Annotated in this window: 10 protein-coding genes; 5 read left to right on the top strand and 5 right to left on the bottom strand. The window is 65.9% G+C overall.

Annotated elements, in window-relative coordinates; translation table 11 throughout:
* Window positions 1-10: 10 nt before the first annotated feature.
* The 3 genes from IIB36_03035 to IIB36_03025 are packed head-to-tail and all read right to left on the bottom strand — an operon-like array spanning window position 11 to window position 1,896.
* Window positions 11-1,270: a dephospho-CoA kinase gene (locus tag IIB36_03035; protein ID MCH7530721.1), complete on the bottom strand. Its 1,260-nt coding sequence runs from the start codon at window positions 1,268-1,270 to the stop codon at window positions 11-13.
* Window positions 1,271-1,313: 43 nt separating this feature from the next.
* Window positions 1,314-1,697 (bottom strand): type II secretion system protein GspG, encoded by a 384-nt coding sequence (locus IIB36_03030; GenBank protein MCH7530720.1) that lies wholly within the window; start codon window positions 1,695-1,697, stop codon window positions 1,314-1,316.
* A complete protein-coding gene (locus IIB36_03025) occupies window positions 1,690-1,896 on the bottom strand; it encodes a hypothetical protein (protein ID MCH7530719.1) in 207 nt (68 codons plus the stop codon). The genes IIB36_03030 and IIB36_03025 overlap by 8 nt, the downstream gene beginning before the upstream one ends.
* A 588-nt stretch (window positions 1,897-2,484) precedes the next feature.
* Here IIB36_03025 and IIB36_03020 point away from each other — a divergent pair.
* The 4 genes from IIB36_03020 to IIB36_03005 all read left to right on the top strand — a co-directional run bounded on the left by IIB36_03020 (window position 2,485) and on the right by IIB36_03005 (window position 9,019).
* Window positions 2,485-4,551 (top strand): thioredoxin domain-containing protein, encoded by a 2,067-nt coding sequence (locus IIB36_03020; protein MCH7530718.1) that lies wholly within the window; start codon window positions 2,485-2,487, stop codon window positions 4,549-4,551.
* 84 nt (window positions 4,552-4,635) lie between these two features.
* Window positions 4,636-6,771, top strand: coding sequence for a dehydrogenase E1 component subunit alpha/beta (locus tag IIB36_03015; protein ID MCH7530717.1), 2,136 nt, complete (start codon window positions 4,636-4,638; stop codon window positions 6,769-6,771).
* A gap of 371 nt (window positions 6,772-7,142) precedes the next feature.
* Window positions 7,143-7,694 (top strand): hypothetical protein, encoded by a 552-nt coding sequence (locus IIB36_03010; protein MCH7530716.1) that lies wholly within the window; start codon window positions 7,143-7,145, stop codon window positions 7,692-7,694.
* A gap of 29 nt (window positions 7,695-7,723) precedes the next feature.
* Window positions 7,724-9,019, top strand: a complete 1,296-nt coding sequence (locus tag IIB36_03005; protein MCH7530715.1) for a beta-lactamase family protein — start codon at window positions 7,724-7,726, stop codon at window positions 9,017-9,019.
* Window positions 9,020-9,060: 41 nt separating this feature from the next.
* On the opposite strand, the gene IIB36_03000 is transcribed toward IIB36_03005, so the two are convergent.
* Window positions 9,061-10,758 carry a hypothetical protein gene (locus IIB36_03000; GenBank protein MCH7530714.1) on the bottom strand — a complete coding sequence of 566 codons (1,698 nt, stop codon included), beginning with the start codon at window positions 10,756-10,758 and terminating at the stop codon, window positions 9,061-9,063.
* Between the two features lie 144 nt (window positions 10,759-10,902).
* Here IIB36_03000 and IIB36_02995 point away from each other — a divergent pair, with 144 nt between their 5' ends.
* Window positions 10,903-12,159: an amidohydrolase family protein gene (locus IIB36_02995; GenBank protein MCH7530713.1), complete on the top strand. Its 1,257-nt coding sequence runs from the start codon at window positions 10,903-10,905 to the stop codon at window positions 12,157-12,159.
* A 33-nt stretch (window positions 12,160-12,192) separates the two neighbouring features.
* Here the strand turns inward: IIB36_02995 and IIB36_02990 are convergent, their stop codons facing one another.
* Window positions 12,193-14,649: a carboxypeptidase regulatory-like domain-containing protein gene (locus IIB36_02990; GenBank protein ID MCH7530712.1), complete on the bottom strand. Its 2,457-nt coding sequence runs from the start codon at window positions 14,647-14,649 to the stop codon at window positions 12,193-12,195.
* Between the last annotated feature and the right edge of the window lie 123 nt (window positions 14,650-14,772).

Below are 14,772 nucleotides of genomic sequence, written 5' to 3'. Positions count from 1 at the left end.
CTGGAAGCCGCTACCGCCTCCACCCCCTTCGCACCTTCGCCCAAGTGGACGCGAGATGCACCAGATGCGACGAAGCCGTGCCCACGGTTCGACCGCCTTCAAGAGCCGTGAGCAGCGCCTCTGGTCGGTTCGGGTGTGGCGGCACAGCGACGTACGCCCGACCGAGCTCGCCGAGCGTGTGCGCGTCCGAGCCGGCGCCTCTAAGCCGCCCGTGGCGCTCGGCCAACTCCTCGGCGAGCTCGTTCTGCCGCGGCTTGTGCAAACGCGCGTTGAAGACCTCGACGACATCACAGAGCGGGGCCAGCGTGTCCACAAGGCGCCCCCCTTCCCCCTTGCCCCCCGCATAGGGGTGCGGAAGGTATGGGATCCCGCTCTGTTCACGGATGCGTTCGATGGTCTCCCTGGCCGGCGTGCCTCTGGGGATCTCCTCAGACAGATACAACCCGATCACGTCAATGCCCTCGGCGGTCTTCACCTCTTCGCCTGGAATGATCTGATCCGTGTGCGCCTCGGCCATGCGCAGCGCCACGTCCAGTCGGTTGTGGTCTGTGATCGCGATCCGACCGAGCCCCCTCAGGAGTGCGCGCTCCAACACCGCCTCGGGATCCGAGAGACAGTCCCAGCTCCCCTCCGTGTGCAAGTGCAAGTCGATGCGCAGCGTGGCCTCTTCGCCCGTCCCGACGCGCAGTTGCCGCAGGACGTCGGCGGCCGTGTCGCGCAGCTGGTCGAGCGTGCCATCGTTCGTGATGACGAAGTCGGCCTTCGCTCGCTTCGCTGCGGGATCCATCTGTGCAGCCATGATCCGCCGGGCGTCGACGGAGCTAGAGCCTCGCAACTCCACGAGGCGGCGAAGTCGCTCCTCGTCCGGCGCGTCGACGAGCACGATGCGGTCGAAGTCACCTTGCCGGTCGGCCTCGAAGAGCAGCGGGATCTCAGACACGACGAGCGTCGCGCCCTCCGCCATCCGTTCCGCGAGCCATAGATCCCGGAGCTGCCAGATGATGGGGTGCACGATGGACTCGAGCCGCCCACGCGCAGCCTCGTCTGAAAAGACCAGCTCGCCCAGACGGGGCCGGTCGAGGGCGCCGTCCGCCGTGAGGAGCTGCTCACCGAACGCCTCGACCACCGCCTGAAAACCGGACGTACCGGGCTCTACTGCGCGCCGAGAGAGATCATCGGCGCTGATCACCGGCACGCCCGCAGCCTCCCACACCTCCGCAACCGTCGACTTGCCCGATGCGACGTTCCCGGTCAGCGCGACACTCAGCACGAGTCGTGCGACGCTCGAGTCGACGAAGTCCAGGGAGCGTCGTTTATCGGCCCCTGCGCTCCCGCAGCGTCACGACTGAGAAGTCGTCTTCGGTCGAGCGCGTCCGGTCCGGCCCCACCGAGACGATCGCCACGGAGTCGGCCCATACGCGCAGCTGATAGCGCGAGCCCCAAGGGTCCTGCTTCATGTCGTCGACCAGGTACCGGTAGTCGAGCCACCCCGACCAGTTGCGCCGGTCTGGGAGCTTACCTGTGAGTCGCTCGTGCTCCACTACGTTCCCTCCCACCTGGGCCATCTCCGCTCGGGTGCTCCACTTGACGATGGGAGCCATGACCGGTGCGGCGACATTCTGCATCGCCTGGCGGGAATCCGGGAAGTAGTACGCCGCCACGATTCCGAGCAGGATGAGCAGGAACAGTCTAGCCACCCACCCTCCGCTTCATCTGGGCTCTCATGTGCGCCGTCCACCGCAGATACCGCTCGATTTCTTCATCGCTCGGGGTCGCACCGGCGTCCCCGTACGCGGTCTCCATGCGCCAGCGCATATACGAGCGGGGCGGGACGGGAAGGAAAGGAGGCCGCAGGTACCAACCGCGAGCGCGAAACGCCCAAGCGTTCGTGAGCATGTACGGAATCGTCCGGGGGCGCCGTAGCGCTAAGCCGGCCATCTTCGAGTACAGCGACAAGATCCTTGTCCTTCGCAGCGGAGATCGGCCCCTGGGAGGCAGGTCGATACTCCAAAGTTAGGTAGCCCGATACGGCACCACAACGATCATAGAAGGGTGATCCGAACGGGGGGCGGGCCGCGCGACCCACGCCTAACCGCGTGGGTGCCTCGCGCTTGCGCGCGTTCAGGCAAGGAACGACGGGGAGTCGTAGCCGAGCGGGCACCGCCGCCGAAGGCGGTGGTCCGACGAGGAGAGACGCAGCATCAACCGCGCAACCGCCATGTGCCCAACACCATGGCTGATAGGATCTTACCCCTCTGTGGGTTGGGGTGGCACGGCCCCATCTCCGTCGTTGGAGTGTCTCGGAGGAGCTATGGCTACGCCTTCGCCCCTCTGGGGCCGTGGCACCCGGGGACCCGTGCGACAGCACGGGTGGCGGCCCACCACCCGTTCGGATCACCCTTCTAGCGCGCCGGCTACATATGTTTCCTGTCCAGGCACGGTTCGCGCCGCTAACCTGGCTCCTCCTCTGAACCCATCGGGCGCATGCCGAACCGCCTCTCCAAGGAAACGAGTCCGTACCTGCTGCAGCACGCGGAAAACCCCGTCGATTGGTACGCTTGGGGGGAGGAAGCGCTCTCGCGGGCCCGCGACGACGACCGCCCAATCCTGCTCTCCATCGGGTACTCGGCGTGCCACTGGTGCCATGTAATGGAGCGGGAGTCGTTCGAGGATGCGACGGTCGCCGCCTTGATGAACGAGCTCTTCGTCAGCATCAAGGTCGACCGTGAAGAGCGCCCGGACATCGATCAGATCTACATGAAGGCTGTGCAGGCGATGACCGGGGGCGGCGGATGGCCGCTCACCGCGTTCCTCACGCCGGACGGGATCCCGTACTACGGCGGCACGTACTTCCCGCCGCTGCCCCGACACGGCATGCCGTCGTTTACGCAGGTGCTGAGAGCAGCCGGGGACGCGTATCGCGCGCGCCCTGAGGAGGTACGGAGTACAGGAAAGCGCCTGATCGAGGCGATGAAGCAAGCTGCTGGCGGCCTGACCGCTGAATCGGACACGGGCACCAGAGAGGCGTTGGAGGCGGCATACCGGGCGCTTGCGAACCAGTACGACAGCGTACACGGCGGATTCGGGGAGGCGCCGAAGTTCCCGCAGCCGGTCACGCTGGAGCTGCTGATGCGGCATCACGTGAGGAATGGCGAGCCCGCAGCGCTGGAAATGGCAGAACACACGCTTCGTCGGATGGCCGCGGGCGGGATGCGAGATCACCTGGGTGGCGGATTCCATCGGTACTCCGTCGACGCCCGCTGGCTCGTGCCCCACTTCGAGAAGATGCTGTACGACAACGCCTTGCTGGCGCGAGTCTATCTCGACGCGTACCGGCTGACCGCGTCGGAAGATCTCCGCGACGTCGCGGAGGACACGCTGGACTATCTGGCGACGGACATGCGTTCGCCGGAAGGCGGTTTCTACTCTGCACGCGACGCGGATTCGGAGGGAGTTGAAGGGGCCTTCTACGTATGGACCGCGGAGGAGATACGAGATGTGTTGGACGCGTCCGCCGGAGCGCAGGACGCCGAGCTGTTCCACCGCGCCTACGACGTTTCACCGGGCGGAAACTTCGAGGGCCGGAACATCCTGCATCTTCCACACGACCTGGCCGCCATCGCCGGGTCCGTGGAGATGAGCGAATCGGACCTCCGTGAACGAATGCGAGCCGCGCGCACGACTCTGCTGCAGGCCCGTGGAAGCCGCGAGGCACCGTTCAGGGACGAGAAGATTCTGGTCTCCTGGAACGGGATGGCCATTCGCGCGTTCGCGGAAGTCGGGGCCACTCTGGGCCGTTGGGACTACGTGGACATCGCCACGGAGGCGGCCGACTTCCTGTGGACCGAGTTGCGCCCAGAAGGTGAGCTCCGGCGCGTCTTCAAGGACGGTGAGAGCAAGATTCCCGCATTCCTCGAGGACTTCGCCGCCCTAGGCAACGCGTTACTCTCGTTGCACGCCGCCTCGCTCGATCCGCGTTGGCTCACGGCGACCCGCACGCTTTGCGAAGACATCCTCGGGCGGTTCTTGAGTGCCGAGGACGGCCTGCTCTACGATACGCCCGACGACGGTGAGCGCCTGATCTTCCGGCCACGAGACCCCATGGACAACGCGACTCCGTCTGGAGTCTCCCTGGCCGCCGAGCTGCTTCTTCGAGCGGGGCATGTCTTCGACCACGCACGGTACCGTGATCTGGCACTGTCGATCTTTGGAGGAGACGCCGCGGCGTTGAAGCGCTTCGGGCCCGCTTTTGGACGCATGCTGTCGGCCGCGGACCGGTCTCTCGCGGACTCCGTCGAGGTGGCGATCATCGGGGACCGAGCAGACGACGCCACCCGCGAGCTCGTGCGAGCGGCACACCAAGGCTTCGCGCGAAATCTCACGATCGTGGGGCGCGCGCCCGACGAGTTGGTAGCAGGCGTGCCGTTGCTCGAGGAGGCGCGTGGCCTCATCGACGGTTTTCCTACCGCGTATGTGTGCCACGGGTACAGTTGCCGGCAACCGGTCACGAGTCCCGACCAGGTCCGTGAGCAGATGACATCGCTTGGCTAGCTCCGCGAAGCCGTCGTCAACCCTGCCGGCGGGGCCGCAGCCGGCTATCTTTCGGGGTTGAAGCAAACACCCAGCTCGGACGCCATGGCGACCCAAGAGAACGAGGTTCTGGAAGCTCACGATCTGGCGGGACTCTCCTCCGAGCAGCTCCTGCGCTTCTACCGCACGATGGTGACGTCGCGGCGCCTCGACGATCGCGAGATCAGTCTCAAGCGGCAGAACAAGATCTTTTTCCAGATCTCCAGCGCGGGTCACGAAGCGATCGGCGTCGCGGTTGCCGAGCACTGCAAGGCCGGACACGACTGGTTCTTCCTTTACTATCGAGACCGCGCCGTGACGTTGGCGCTGGGACAGACACCCCTGGACCATCTGCTTCAGGCCGTGGGTGCGGAAGCGGACCCGGCCTCAGGGGGTCGGCAGATGCCCGGGCACTACGCCGACGTGCGCTACAACATCGCGAACACCTCGTCGCCGACCGGAACGCAGTTCCTACAGGCCGTGGGCGCCGCCGAAGCGACGACCAAGATCCCGCGCATCCCGGGGCTGCGCGAGCGAATCGAGAGATTCGAGGACGACGAGATCGTCGTCGTGTGCGCGGGCGACGGTACGACGTCCGAAGGTGAGTTCTGGGAGTCGCTGAACTCGGCGTGCAACCTCAAGCTGCCGATCGTCTACGTGATCGAGGACAACGGCTACGCGATCTCGGTACCCGTCGAGGTGCAGACAGCGGGCGGCAGTATCTCGAAGCTAGTCGCGGGCTTTCCGGGTCTACACATCGTCGAGTGTGACGGTACGGACATCGTGGACTCCTATCGGGCGGCGGGTGAAGCCGTCGCGTACGCCCGTGCTCGGAAAGGCCCGGCCTTCATTCACGCGCACTGCACGAGGCCCTATTCGCACTCGATGTCCGACGACGAGCGCGCCTACCGGACGACGGAGGAGCTCGCTGAGCAAGAGGCTCGCGACCCGCTGACCCTGACGCGAGCATTGCTCATCGGCGCGGGGATCGCGACGAGCGAAGAGCTCGATGCGCTCGAAGCCGAGACCGAGGCCGAAGTCGCCGCCGCAGCGGACGAAGCACTCGCCTCGCCGCAGCCAGACCCCAGCACGGCGATGCGCCATCTATACTCGGAGGATGTGGACCCGACTTCCTCTGACTTCGATACCGAGGACGACCCGCAGTACGCAGGCGACAAGTTGCTCACGATGGTCGACCTCCTGAACTCGTGCCTGAGCGAGGAGATGGAACGTGATCCACGCATCGTCCTCTTCGGAGAAGATGTAGCGGACGCTTCGCGTGAGGAGGCGTTGAGCCAGGTCAAAGGCAAGGGCGGCGTCTTCAAGGTCACTCATGGCCTTCAGCAGCGGTTCGGATCGGAGCGTGTGTACAACGCTCCGCTCGCGGAGGCGAACATCGTAGGACGCGGCATCGGGCTAGCCCTCCGCGGCATGAAGCCCGTCGTCGAGATCCAGTTCTTCGACTACATCTGGACGGCGATGATGCAGATCCGGAACGAGCTCGCGACCATGCGCTACCGGTCGAACGGCGCGTTTTCCTCTCCGATGGTGATCCGCACTCCGTACGGCGGCTACCTGAAGGGTGGAGGGATCTACCATTCGCAGACGGGTGAAACGCTCTTCACGCACTGCCCCGGACTGTATGTCTGCATGCCGGCGACCGCAGAAGACGCGAACGGTCTCCTGCGCACCGCGATCCGTTGTGAGGACCCTGTGCTCTTCCTCGAGCACAAGCACCTCTACCGCCAGGTCTACAACAAGGGCCGCAATCCGGGGCCCGAGTACATGATCCCGTTCGGGAAAGCGAAGGTCCGACGTGAAGGCTCGGACATCACGGTGGTCACGTGTGGCGCGCTAGTGAAACGGAGCCTCGACGCGGCGAAGATGGCGTCGGAGCAGAACGGCATCGAGGCAGAAGTGATCGATCTGCGCACTGTGAAGCCGCTCGACATGGAGCGCATCGCGGATTCGGTGAAGAAGACCAACAGGGTCTTGATCGTGCACGAGGACAGTCTGTCCTGGGGCATCGGAGCGGAGATCGCGGCGCGCATCGCCGACGATCTCTTCCCCTGGCTGGACGGGCCGGTGAAGCGCGTGGCGTCGATGGACACCTGGGTCGCCTACGCGCCACAGCTCGAGAACGTCATCCTGCCGCAAGCGCCCGACGTGCTCGAGGCGATGGTGGAGCTGGCGGCGTACTAGAAGGGTGATCGGAAAGGGGGGTGGGCCGCTCACATGGCGGTTGCGCGGTTGATCCATCGTCTCTCCTCGTCGTCTCGACGACTGGCCGATGGAGGTGCCGGGCGGGGGGATCGTGATCCGAGACGTAGCCGGCGACCTGTATCACGTCGCGGATCCAGAAAAGCTGGATGCCAAGAGCCGTACCTGGCTGTGGGCGTTCGTCGATTAGCCGAATCGCGACATCGCGCAGCGGCGTCGCGATTCGGGGCCCGGGCTCTCCCGCAGAGCCCTTCGGGACGCTACGCGTCACGAGCCCGGGTCAATGGCCGAGGAGAACCATCCACGCGATGTTGGGCTATCGATCACGCTTCTGGTAGCGCTGGGCAGTGGACATGAACGGACAGTTCAGAATCTGTGCGATAGCGGCCGGCGTGGTGATACTCTCCTTGGTCGCACCGATTGCCGCCGCCGCCCAGTTCGACGACTGGCGCAGGGTACACTCGGGTCCCGACTACGACTTCCTGGTCAACCCGGGTTCTCTCGCTGCATCTCCAGGGGACGTCGACTCCCTGAGGGTGCATCGTGTGATCATCAATCGCATGCTCGTCCGACAGCGCGAGCCTGAGCGGCGTCGCCTGGTCGCCTGGCGGAGGGCAGCCGGGCTTCCGACCGAGGGCTACGACGCGTACGCGTCGACCGCAGAGGTGCTGGAGATCCGCTGTTCGACCGGACGCTACTCCGTGTGGGAGTCCACCGACTTCGACGAAGAGGGCAAGAAACTCGATAGCCGGCTGAACGAGCGCGCCTGGCGCGCACCGGCCGCGCCGGACTCGGTTGCCATGCGGGCAGTAGCGAACTGGGCCTGTGCGAACGCGGGCGGCATCGGCAACCAGCCGGTCAGCCGTCCCGACGCTGGCGCCCGTCCGCCGACGGCGCCCAATTGAGGGGTCGACCACCGGAACCGAGGAGCCCCATGCGAAGCGTCCGCCGTCCCGTCCTGGCTGCGATCGTCGCCGTCCTGGCAGCTACGACCCTCCTTCAGGCTCAGAGTCTCCGGCACACGTCGCCCGAAGACGTCGGCATGTCGTCGGAGCGACTCGAGCGCCTGACGCAAGCACTCCAGGACTACGTCAACGCCGACCGCCTGTCGGGTGTGGTCGCGATGGTGCTGAGGGACGGCAAGGTGGCCTACCTCGAAGCGTTAGGCGCGCGGGACGTCGAAGCCGGCGCCCCGATGGAGCCGGACGCGATATTCCGTATCGCGTCCCAGACCAAGGCACTGGTGAGTGTGGGGATTCTCGCGCTCCAGGAAGACGGCGCGCTCCTGATCTCAGATCGCGTGGAGAAATACCTTCCGGCATTCGCGAATCACAAGGTGGCGGTGCGCAGCGAGGGTGGGGGCCGCGAGATCGTCGACGGGAACCGCCCGATCACCGTGCGCGACCTGCTGACGCATACGGCCGGGATCGGATATGGGTACGGACCGGCTGCCAGCGCGTGGGGCGCGGAGGGCATCCAGGGATGGTACTTCGGCCACAGGGACGAGCCTGTGCGTGCCACGGTCGATCGCCTTGCCAAGCTCCCCTTCGACGCGCAGCCGGGCGAACGTTTCGTCTACGGGTACAACACGGACATTCTCGGCGCCGTGATCGAGCAGGTCTCCGGGCTTACCCTGGAAGACTTCCTGCAGACCCGGATCCTCGATCCTCTGGGCATGAAAGACACGCACTTCTATTTGCCGGACGACAAACGAGACCGATTGGCGGCCGTGTACAATCAGGACGCCGACGGCGCGATCGTGCGCGCCCCCGACGGACCCGGCATGCAGACCCAGGGACAATACGTCGACGGACCTCGGAAAAGCTTCTCGGGGGGAGCAGGTCTCCTGTCCACGGCGGCAGACTACGGGCGATTCCTACAGATGATGCTGAACGGCGGGGAGCTGGACGGGACCCGGGTCCTGTCTCCGTCCACCGTCGCACTGATGACTGTCGACCACATCGGGCACCTAGGTATTCGGACCGGTGCGGGCGTGGGGTTCGGGCTGGGCTTCCGTGTGCGTACGGACGTGGGAGCCGGAGGCGAGGCCGGGTCCGTGGGGGACTACGGCTGGGGGGGTGCGTACCACTCCACGTACTGGGTCGATCCGGTGGAGGACCTCGTCGTGGTGTACTTCACGCAGATCATCCCGGCGACCGGCCTCGACGACCACGCCAAGCTCAGGGCGCTCGTATACTCCGCGATCGTCGAACGCCGCGCCGGAATGTAGCCAGCCGAATCGGCGCCCCTGGTGGGGCCCGCCCGGACGGCTCAATCGGATCGCAGTCCCACCGTCTCCAGGATGGCTTCGAAACGAGGATTGCCCCGAAGCGGCCGGTAGATGGGCCTCACCCAGAGCCAAACGAGGTCGGCCGCACGGACTTCGACCGCCTGCTCGAGCAGATCCAGCGCGCGATCTTGCTCGCCGAGCCCGAGGTAAATCTGAGCCTTGAGTACCGGCGATCCATAGCCCTCCGCCGAACGGGCTTCGAGCGACGCCAAAAGGTCACGCGCCTCGTCGGTCTTGCCGCCTGCCGCGTAGGCGCACGCGAGCGTCGCGAGCACTTCACTGCTCGAGTCGGTCAGTTGCGAAGCGAGACGCAACGAGTCCACGGCGTCGTCCAACAGCCCGAGCTCCATCTCCGCCTGCCCTCGGAAGAACGCGGCCATTCCAAATCGGTCGTGCACGTCGAGCACCTCGGAGAGTACCCGCACCGCCGACTCGTACTCGGCAGAATAAAGGGAAATCACGCCGAATGTCGTGGCTATCGCCTCGGACAGCGGATCGAGTTCGCCGGCCCTTCGGTTCGCCGCGCGCGCCTCTTCGAACCGGCCCAACGGCGTGAGCAGGTTCGAGGCCAGCCACTGGTGCGCGACGGGATAGTTGGGCTGGATCTCGATCGCGTGACGGAACTCCTGCTCGGCGCCCCTCCAGTCCCAGTCGTAGAGAGCTTTGACGGTTGCCAACGCGGTGCACGCCTCCGCCAGTCTCGGGGCCAGGGAGAGCGCCCGGGTAGCGGAGTCGCGTGCGAGCGGCATCACATCGTCCGGCTCGCCCATGCCGTACATGCCTAGGGTCACGTAGCTGTCCGCGCGACCGGCTTCCGCGAGAGCGAATTCGGGGTCGTGTTCCAGGGCGCGGGCGAAATACTGAATGCTCTTCTGCAAGCCGTCGACGGTGCGCCGGCCCCACAGGTATCGACCTTTCAAGTAGAGGTCGTACGCTTCCACGTCAGCGGTGGGCTTCTGCTCGAGGCCCGCCTTCTCCTCGGCTGACAGCTCCGCAGCGAGTGCCTGGGCGATCTGGCGGGACACGTCAGACTGGATGTCGAAGATGTTCTCCAAGGGATGGTCGTAGCTCTCCACCCAGAGGTGTCGATCCTCCACGGCGTCGATGAGCTGAGCCGAAATGCGAACGCGACCGTTCGCCTTGCGAACACTCCCCTCGAGCACGGTCGCGACTCGCAGCTCCGCCGCGATCGAACCGATTGGCTCCTTGCTGTCCTTGTAGCGCATGACGGAGGTGCGCGAGACCACCCGGATGTCACGGATGCGAGACAGGCTCGTGATGATGTCGTCAGTCACGCCGTCCGAGAAGTAGTCGCTGTCGTCGTCCGCGCTCAGATTCGCGAAAGGCAGTACGGCGATCGAACGGGGCTCGACGTCACCCGCCGTGAGTGCCGGAGCTCCGGTGACCAGCGCCTTCTCTCGCGGGAGGTCCTCGTCCTTCATCACGCCCTGATCCGTCAGTTCATAAGCCCACGCGAGTAGGAGGGCGATCGGGAAGCCGAGGATCGCGATAACGGTCACCGTCGTGAGCGTGCCGTAGGGTAGCCGGAGCGCCTCCTCCAGTACATCCGCCACCTGGATGACCACGAACGCCACCACCGAATACGTCGCGCCGATCTTGAAGACTTTGCGCCGCTTCAGCTCTCCGAGCAGAGACGTCTTTCTTGGAGTGCGTGCCATCGTGCCTGTGCGGTGACGGAGGAGAGCCGTGCCGCCAACAACTTCGATGGGAGCGCGCGTTCCATCAAGCAAGCAGCCCTCGTCGGGGAAAGTGAATCGACGCCAGCCTTTGCGTGCGCGACGCGGGCGACCTAAGGTGCGGACATGACTACACTACGCTCTCTTCCGGCTCTCGCGCTCGCGCTCTTGGCGAGCAGTGGTTCACTCGACGCCCAGGTCGTCGCCTACGTCGGCGCGACGGTATGGGACGGCACCGGATCGGCGCCGATCCGCGACGCCACGATGATCGTGGAGGACGGCCGCATCACCGCGATCGCCACGGCAGGGGACGTGCCCTCGCTTGCGCAGATCGTGAGGCTGGATGGCAAGTTCATCATCCCTGGTCTCATCGACACGCACGGCCACGTCAGCGGCCGATGGGCGCAGGAGGGGGTCACCGGCGAATCGGACCGCATCCGAGGGGATCTCGAGCTCTTCGCCAAGTACGGCGTCACTACCGTGAACAGCCTGGGTGATGGCGACGCGGTCATCGCCGTTCGTGACGCCGCGTCCCCGACCGACCCTCGGGCGCGACTGCTCGCGGCCGGCTCCGTGGTCGCCGGGAGCGACCCGGCCGCGGCACGCGCGGCTGCGATCGCGAACGCCGAAGCCGGCGTCGACTGGCTGAAGCTCCGCGTCGACGACAACCTCGGCGAGGGACGGAAGATGCCGTGGGATGCCGTGCAAGCGGTATTCGACGTCGGTGAGGAACGGGGCCTACGCGTCGCCACGCACGTGTTTTACCTGGATGACGCGAAGAGGCTGCTCGAGATGGGGACAGGCCTGGTGGCGCACTCGGTGCGCGACACCGACGTGGACGAGGCTTTCATCGCCGCGCTCATCGACAGCGGGGCTTGTTACGTGCCGACGCTCACGCGCGAACTGAGCACCTTCGTATATGCCGAACGACCCGACTTCTTCGACAATGATTTCTTCACCGAATTGGCCGACGAGCGAGAAGTCGCCAGACTGAGCGAGCCAGCCTTCATGGAGCGCATGAGACAGAGCTCGGCAGCTGCCGGCTACCGCGTAGCGCTTCGGCAGGCTCTTCGGAATTTGAAGCTCCTCGTCGACGCAGGCGCCCCCGTCACGTTCGGCACGGACGCCGGGCCGGCCGCGCGCTTCCCGGGGTTCTTCGAGCACCTCGAGTTGGCGCTCATGGTCGACGCGGGTCTGGAGCCAGAACAGGCGCTGATCGCCGCGACGAGCCGTGCGGCGGCGTGTCTCGGCCTGGAGGACGTGGGTACGCTCGAGGTCGGGAAGTGGGCGGACTTCATCGTGCTCGCGTCTTCGCCGATGACCGACATCAACAATACGCAGACGCTCGAACAGGTGTACGTGGCCGGCAAGCCGATGCGCTGACGGACCACCACGCGTGCATCCAACGGCACGGAGCTAGCGGGCGTCCCCGCCCCTACGCGTCCACACCACGATCACACCGCAGCGCGTGCCGAGTCCGGTAAATCGCTGCGGCACCTGGCCGGGCGTCGGGTACATCTCGACTGCCTCGATCTCGTGTGGCGGGATCAGCTCGTCCAGGGAGGGAACGTCCTCATCTGCCGGCGGTTCGATGCCCTCGATCGTCGGCGCACCCGGCTCGTTCCTCGACCCCCCAAGTCGCACCATGTCGCCGTCCACGTACAACGACGGGTAGCAGCGGTCGCCACCCGCTAGCGTGAGGCGCGTGAAGACGATGCGCCTCCTGAGGTCGCCGCTGAGGGGGTCGGTCCAGCTGCGCACTCCGGGTGCCCGCTCGAGCAAGTCGCTCGTTCTCGCCGGTGCGACGGCGTCGATGTCGTCCCGGCGGAGGAAGAGGCCCGGGATCGAGGTCGCTCTGGCGTAGAAGCCCTCTCGCTCGAGTCGCGGGACGCGGCCGTCCACGATCACGATGACCGGTTCGATCTCGATCGCCTCGGACGGGAGCAGAATCTCGACCCGCCGCGTGCCCTCACTCAGATCCAGCGCCTCACTCACGGCGCCGGTGTACCCGAGGCGCGCGACGCTCAGGTATGCGACCGGCAGGCCATCGTCGAGCACCATCCTGAACTCACCTTCGGCGGTTGAAAGGTCGGTGGCGACGACTTCGCCGTCCTCGTCGAGCAGCCGGACTTCAACATCCTGGAGTGGCTGCCGACTTTCCCGAGCGAGCACAGTGCCCACGATCGCTGGCCTCAGGACGCCAGGCACCGCCAGGGGGCGAACAGGCGGGGGCGGAAGCGTGAGGTCGATCTGGACGAAAGATTCGGGCAGAACGCTCGCTTCCGCTACCTCCGACCGGGATCCGCCACGAGACGCACGAACGCGGGTCACACCCTCCGGGGCATCGCACAGAACGTAGGCCCCGTACTGGTCAGAGATGTCGGTGATCGGTAAGCTGTCCGGCCCGAGGGCGTCGAGCACCTCCACCGTCGCTCCGCCTATGGTGAGTCCCTCCCGTGAACGGACCACACCCACGAGCGCACCCGCGCCTTGCTCGCCACACGAGAGGGCTAACAACGTCTCCCACCGCGGCACCGCGAGATCCACCTCGAGCTCCTCCCCCGACTCGGCTACGATGGTGGTCCAACCAGGGGTCACGCCCAAAGAGTCGAGTCGAGGGTGGCTGAATGTCAGGCGGTGCATACCCGGGTGCACATCATGCAGCTCGAAGCGCCCCGAGAGATCCGAGTTCGACCGTGCCGCCCTGCCCGCGATCCTCACCTCGGCTCCGGGTAAGACGCCGCCGGAGACACTGTCAAAGACAAGCCCGCTGACGGTCGCCGGCACGATATCCGGAGTCCAGGAGAAACCGGCCCCCTCGACAAGTTCGACTCGATTCCCCACTTCGTGGATCAACGAGCGGTTGCCGCGGCGGATCGCGCCCGGCGTACCCACGCGTCCGCTCGCCATGGGCGCCTGGATGAACCACTCGCGAACGATCCACCGCCCATCGGCGACCTGCGCGAATCGCACTTCACCGCGGGCACGGTTCGCACCGGCGATCCGCAGCCCCGTATAGCGGAACTCCACGCGGTCGAGACGGCCGCTCGCTTCGTCGAGCCAAATGACCCCTTCGACATCCGGCCGGTCACGCTCGCGATCGGGTTCGAACCGCAAACCGACGAATGCGGACCCGTCTGCCTGGTCCTCGACTACACGGAAGCAGTGGGTCTCCAGGAACTCATCCGAGAGCAGCACCGCCGCGTCGGGCGCATAGTAGAACAAGAATCCAGGATGTGACTGCACGTAGCCGTCGCGCACCAGCTCTTCAGGAGGCAGGCTCTGCACGGAATTCGCTCCCAGGGTCTCGCGCTGCTCCCGCTCCTCGAACAGAATCTGGCTCGTGCGGGGCGAGATCTGGCGGTCCCAGACCGAGACTACGAAACGCAAGTTCACTTGGGCTTCAGTCCAGGTGGCGGCTGCGAGCGCCTTCCGGGCCTCGTCCCACACGACCTGGGTCATTCCTCCGGACTCGTCTATTCGACACCGTCCGGCCTCCGCTTCGACCTGAAGGCCCTCGAGGGTGATGGGCTCGGTCTCGACCGTCACGTCGATCGATGCGATGCCGTTGTCGGCCACGCTGACGCCACCGATGACCACGGTCGCGAAACCGATGCGCTCGACACGGATCTCGTAGGTGCCGCCCGCCGGAGCCTCCAGACGAAACCGTCCGTCCGCGGCGGTGAGCCAGCCGCTACCGGTCACTCCCGTGTCGTTCACGAGACGCACCATGGCACCGGCGACCGGTCCAGCCCCTCCCTCTTCCAGCACTCGACCGACGATCCTCTGGGCCTCGAGCGGACCATGCCCAGCCGCTAGAGCCAGCAGCGCCAGCCCAGGGATCCATCGCCTATGAGCCCTCAGCGGTACCATGCGGTCTCAGCCCGCGGGGCCGTCAAGCGGATTCTCCAACACGCACGCCCTTCCGTCCTCCACGACAGTACCAAAGCCCGGACCTGGAATAGGTCGACGGAACCGCACGCCCGCAAGCGATAC

Source organism: Gemmatimonadota bacterium (assembly GCA_022560615.1).
GTDB lineage: Bacteria > Gemmatimonadota > Gemmatimonadetes > Longimicrobiales > Gaopeijiaceae > UBA1138.
This window is presented reverse-complemented; position numbering and strand designations above follow the sequence as displayed.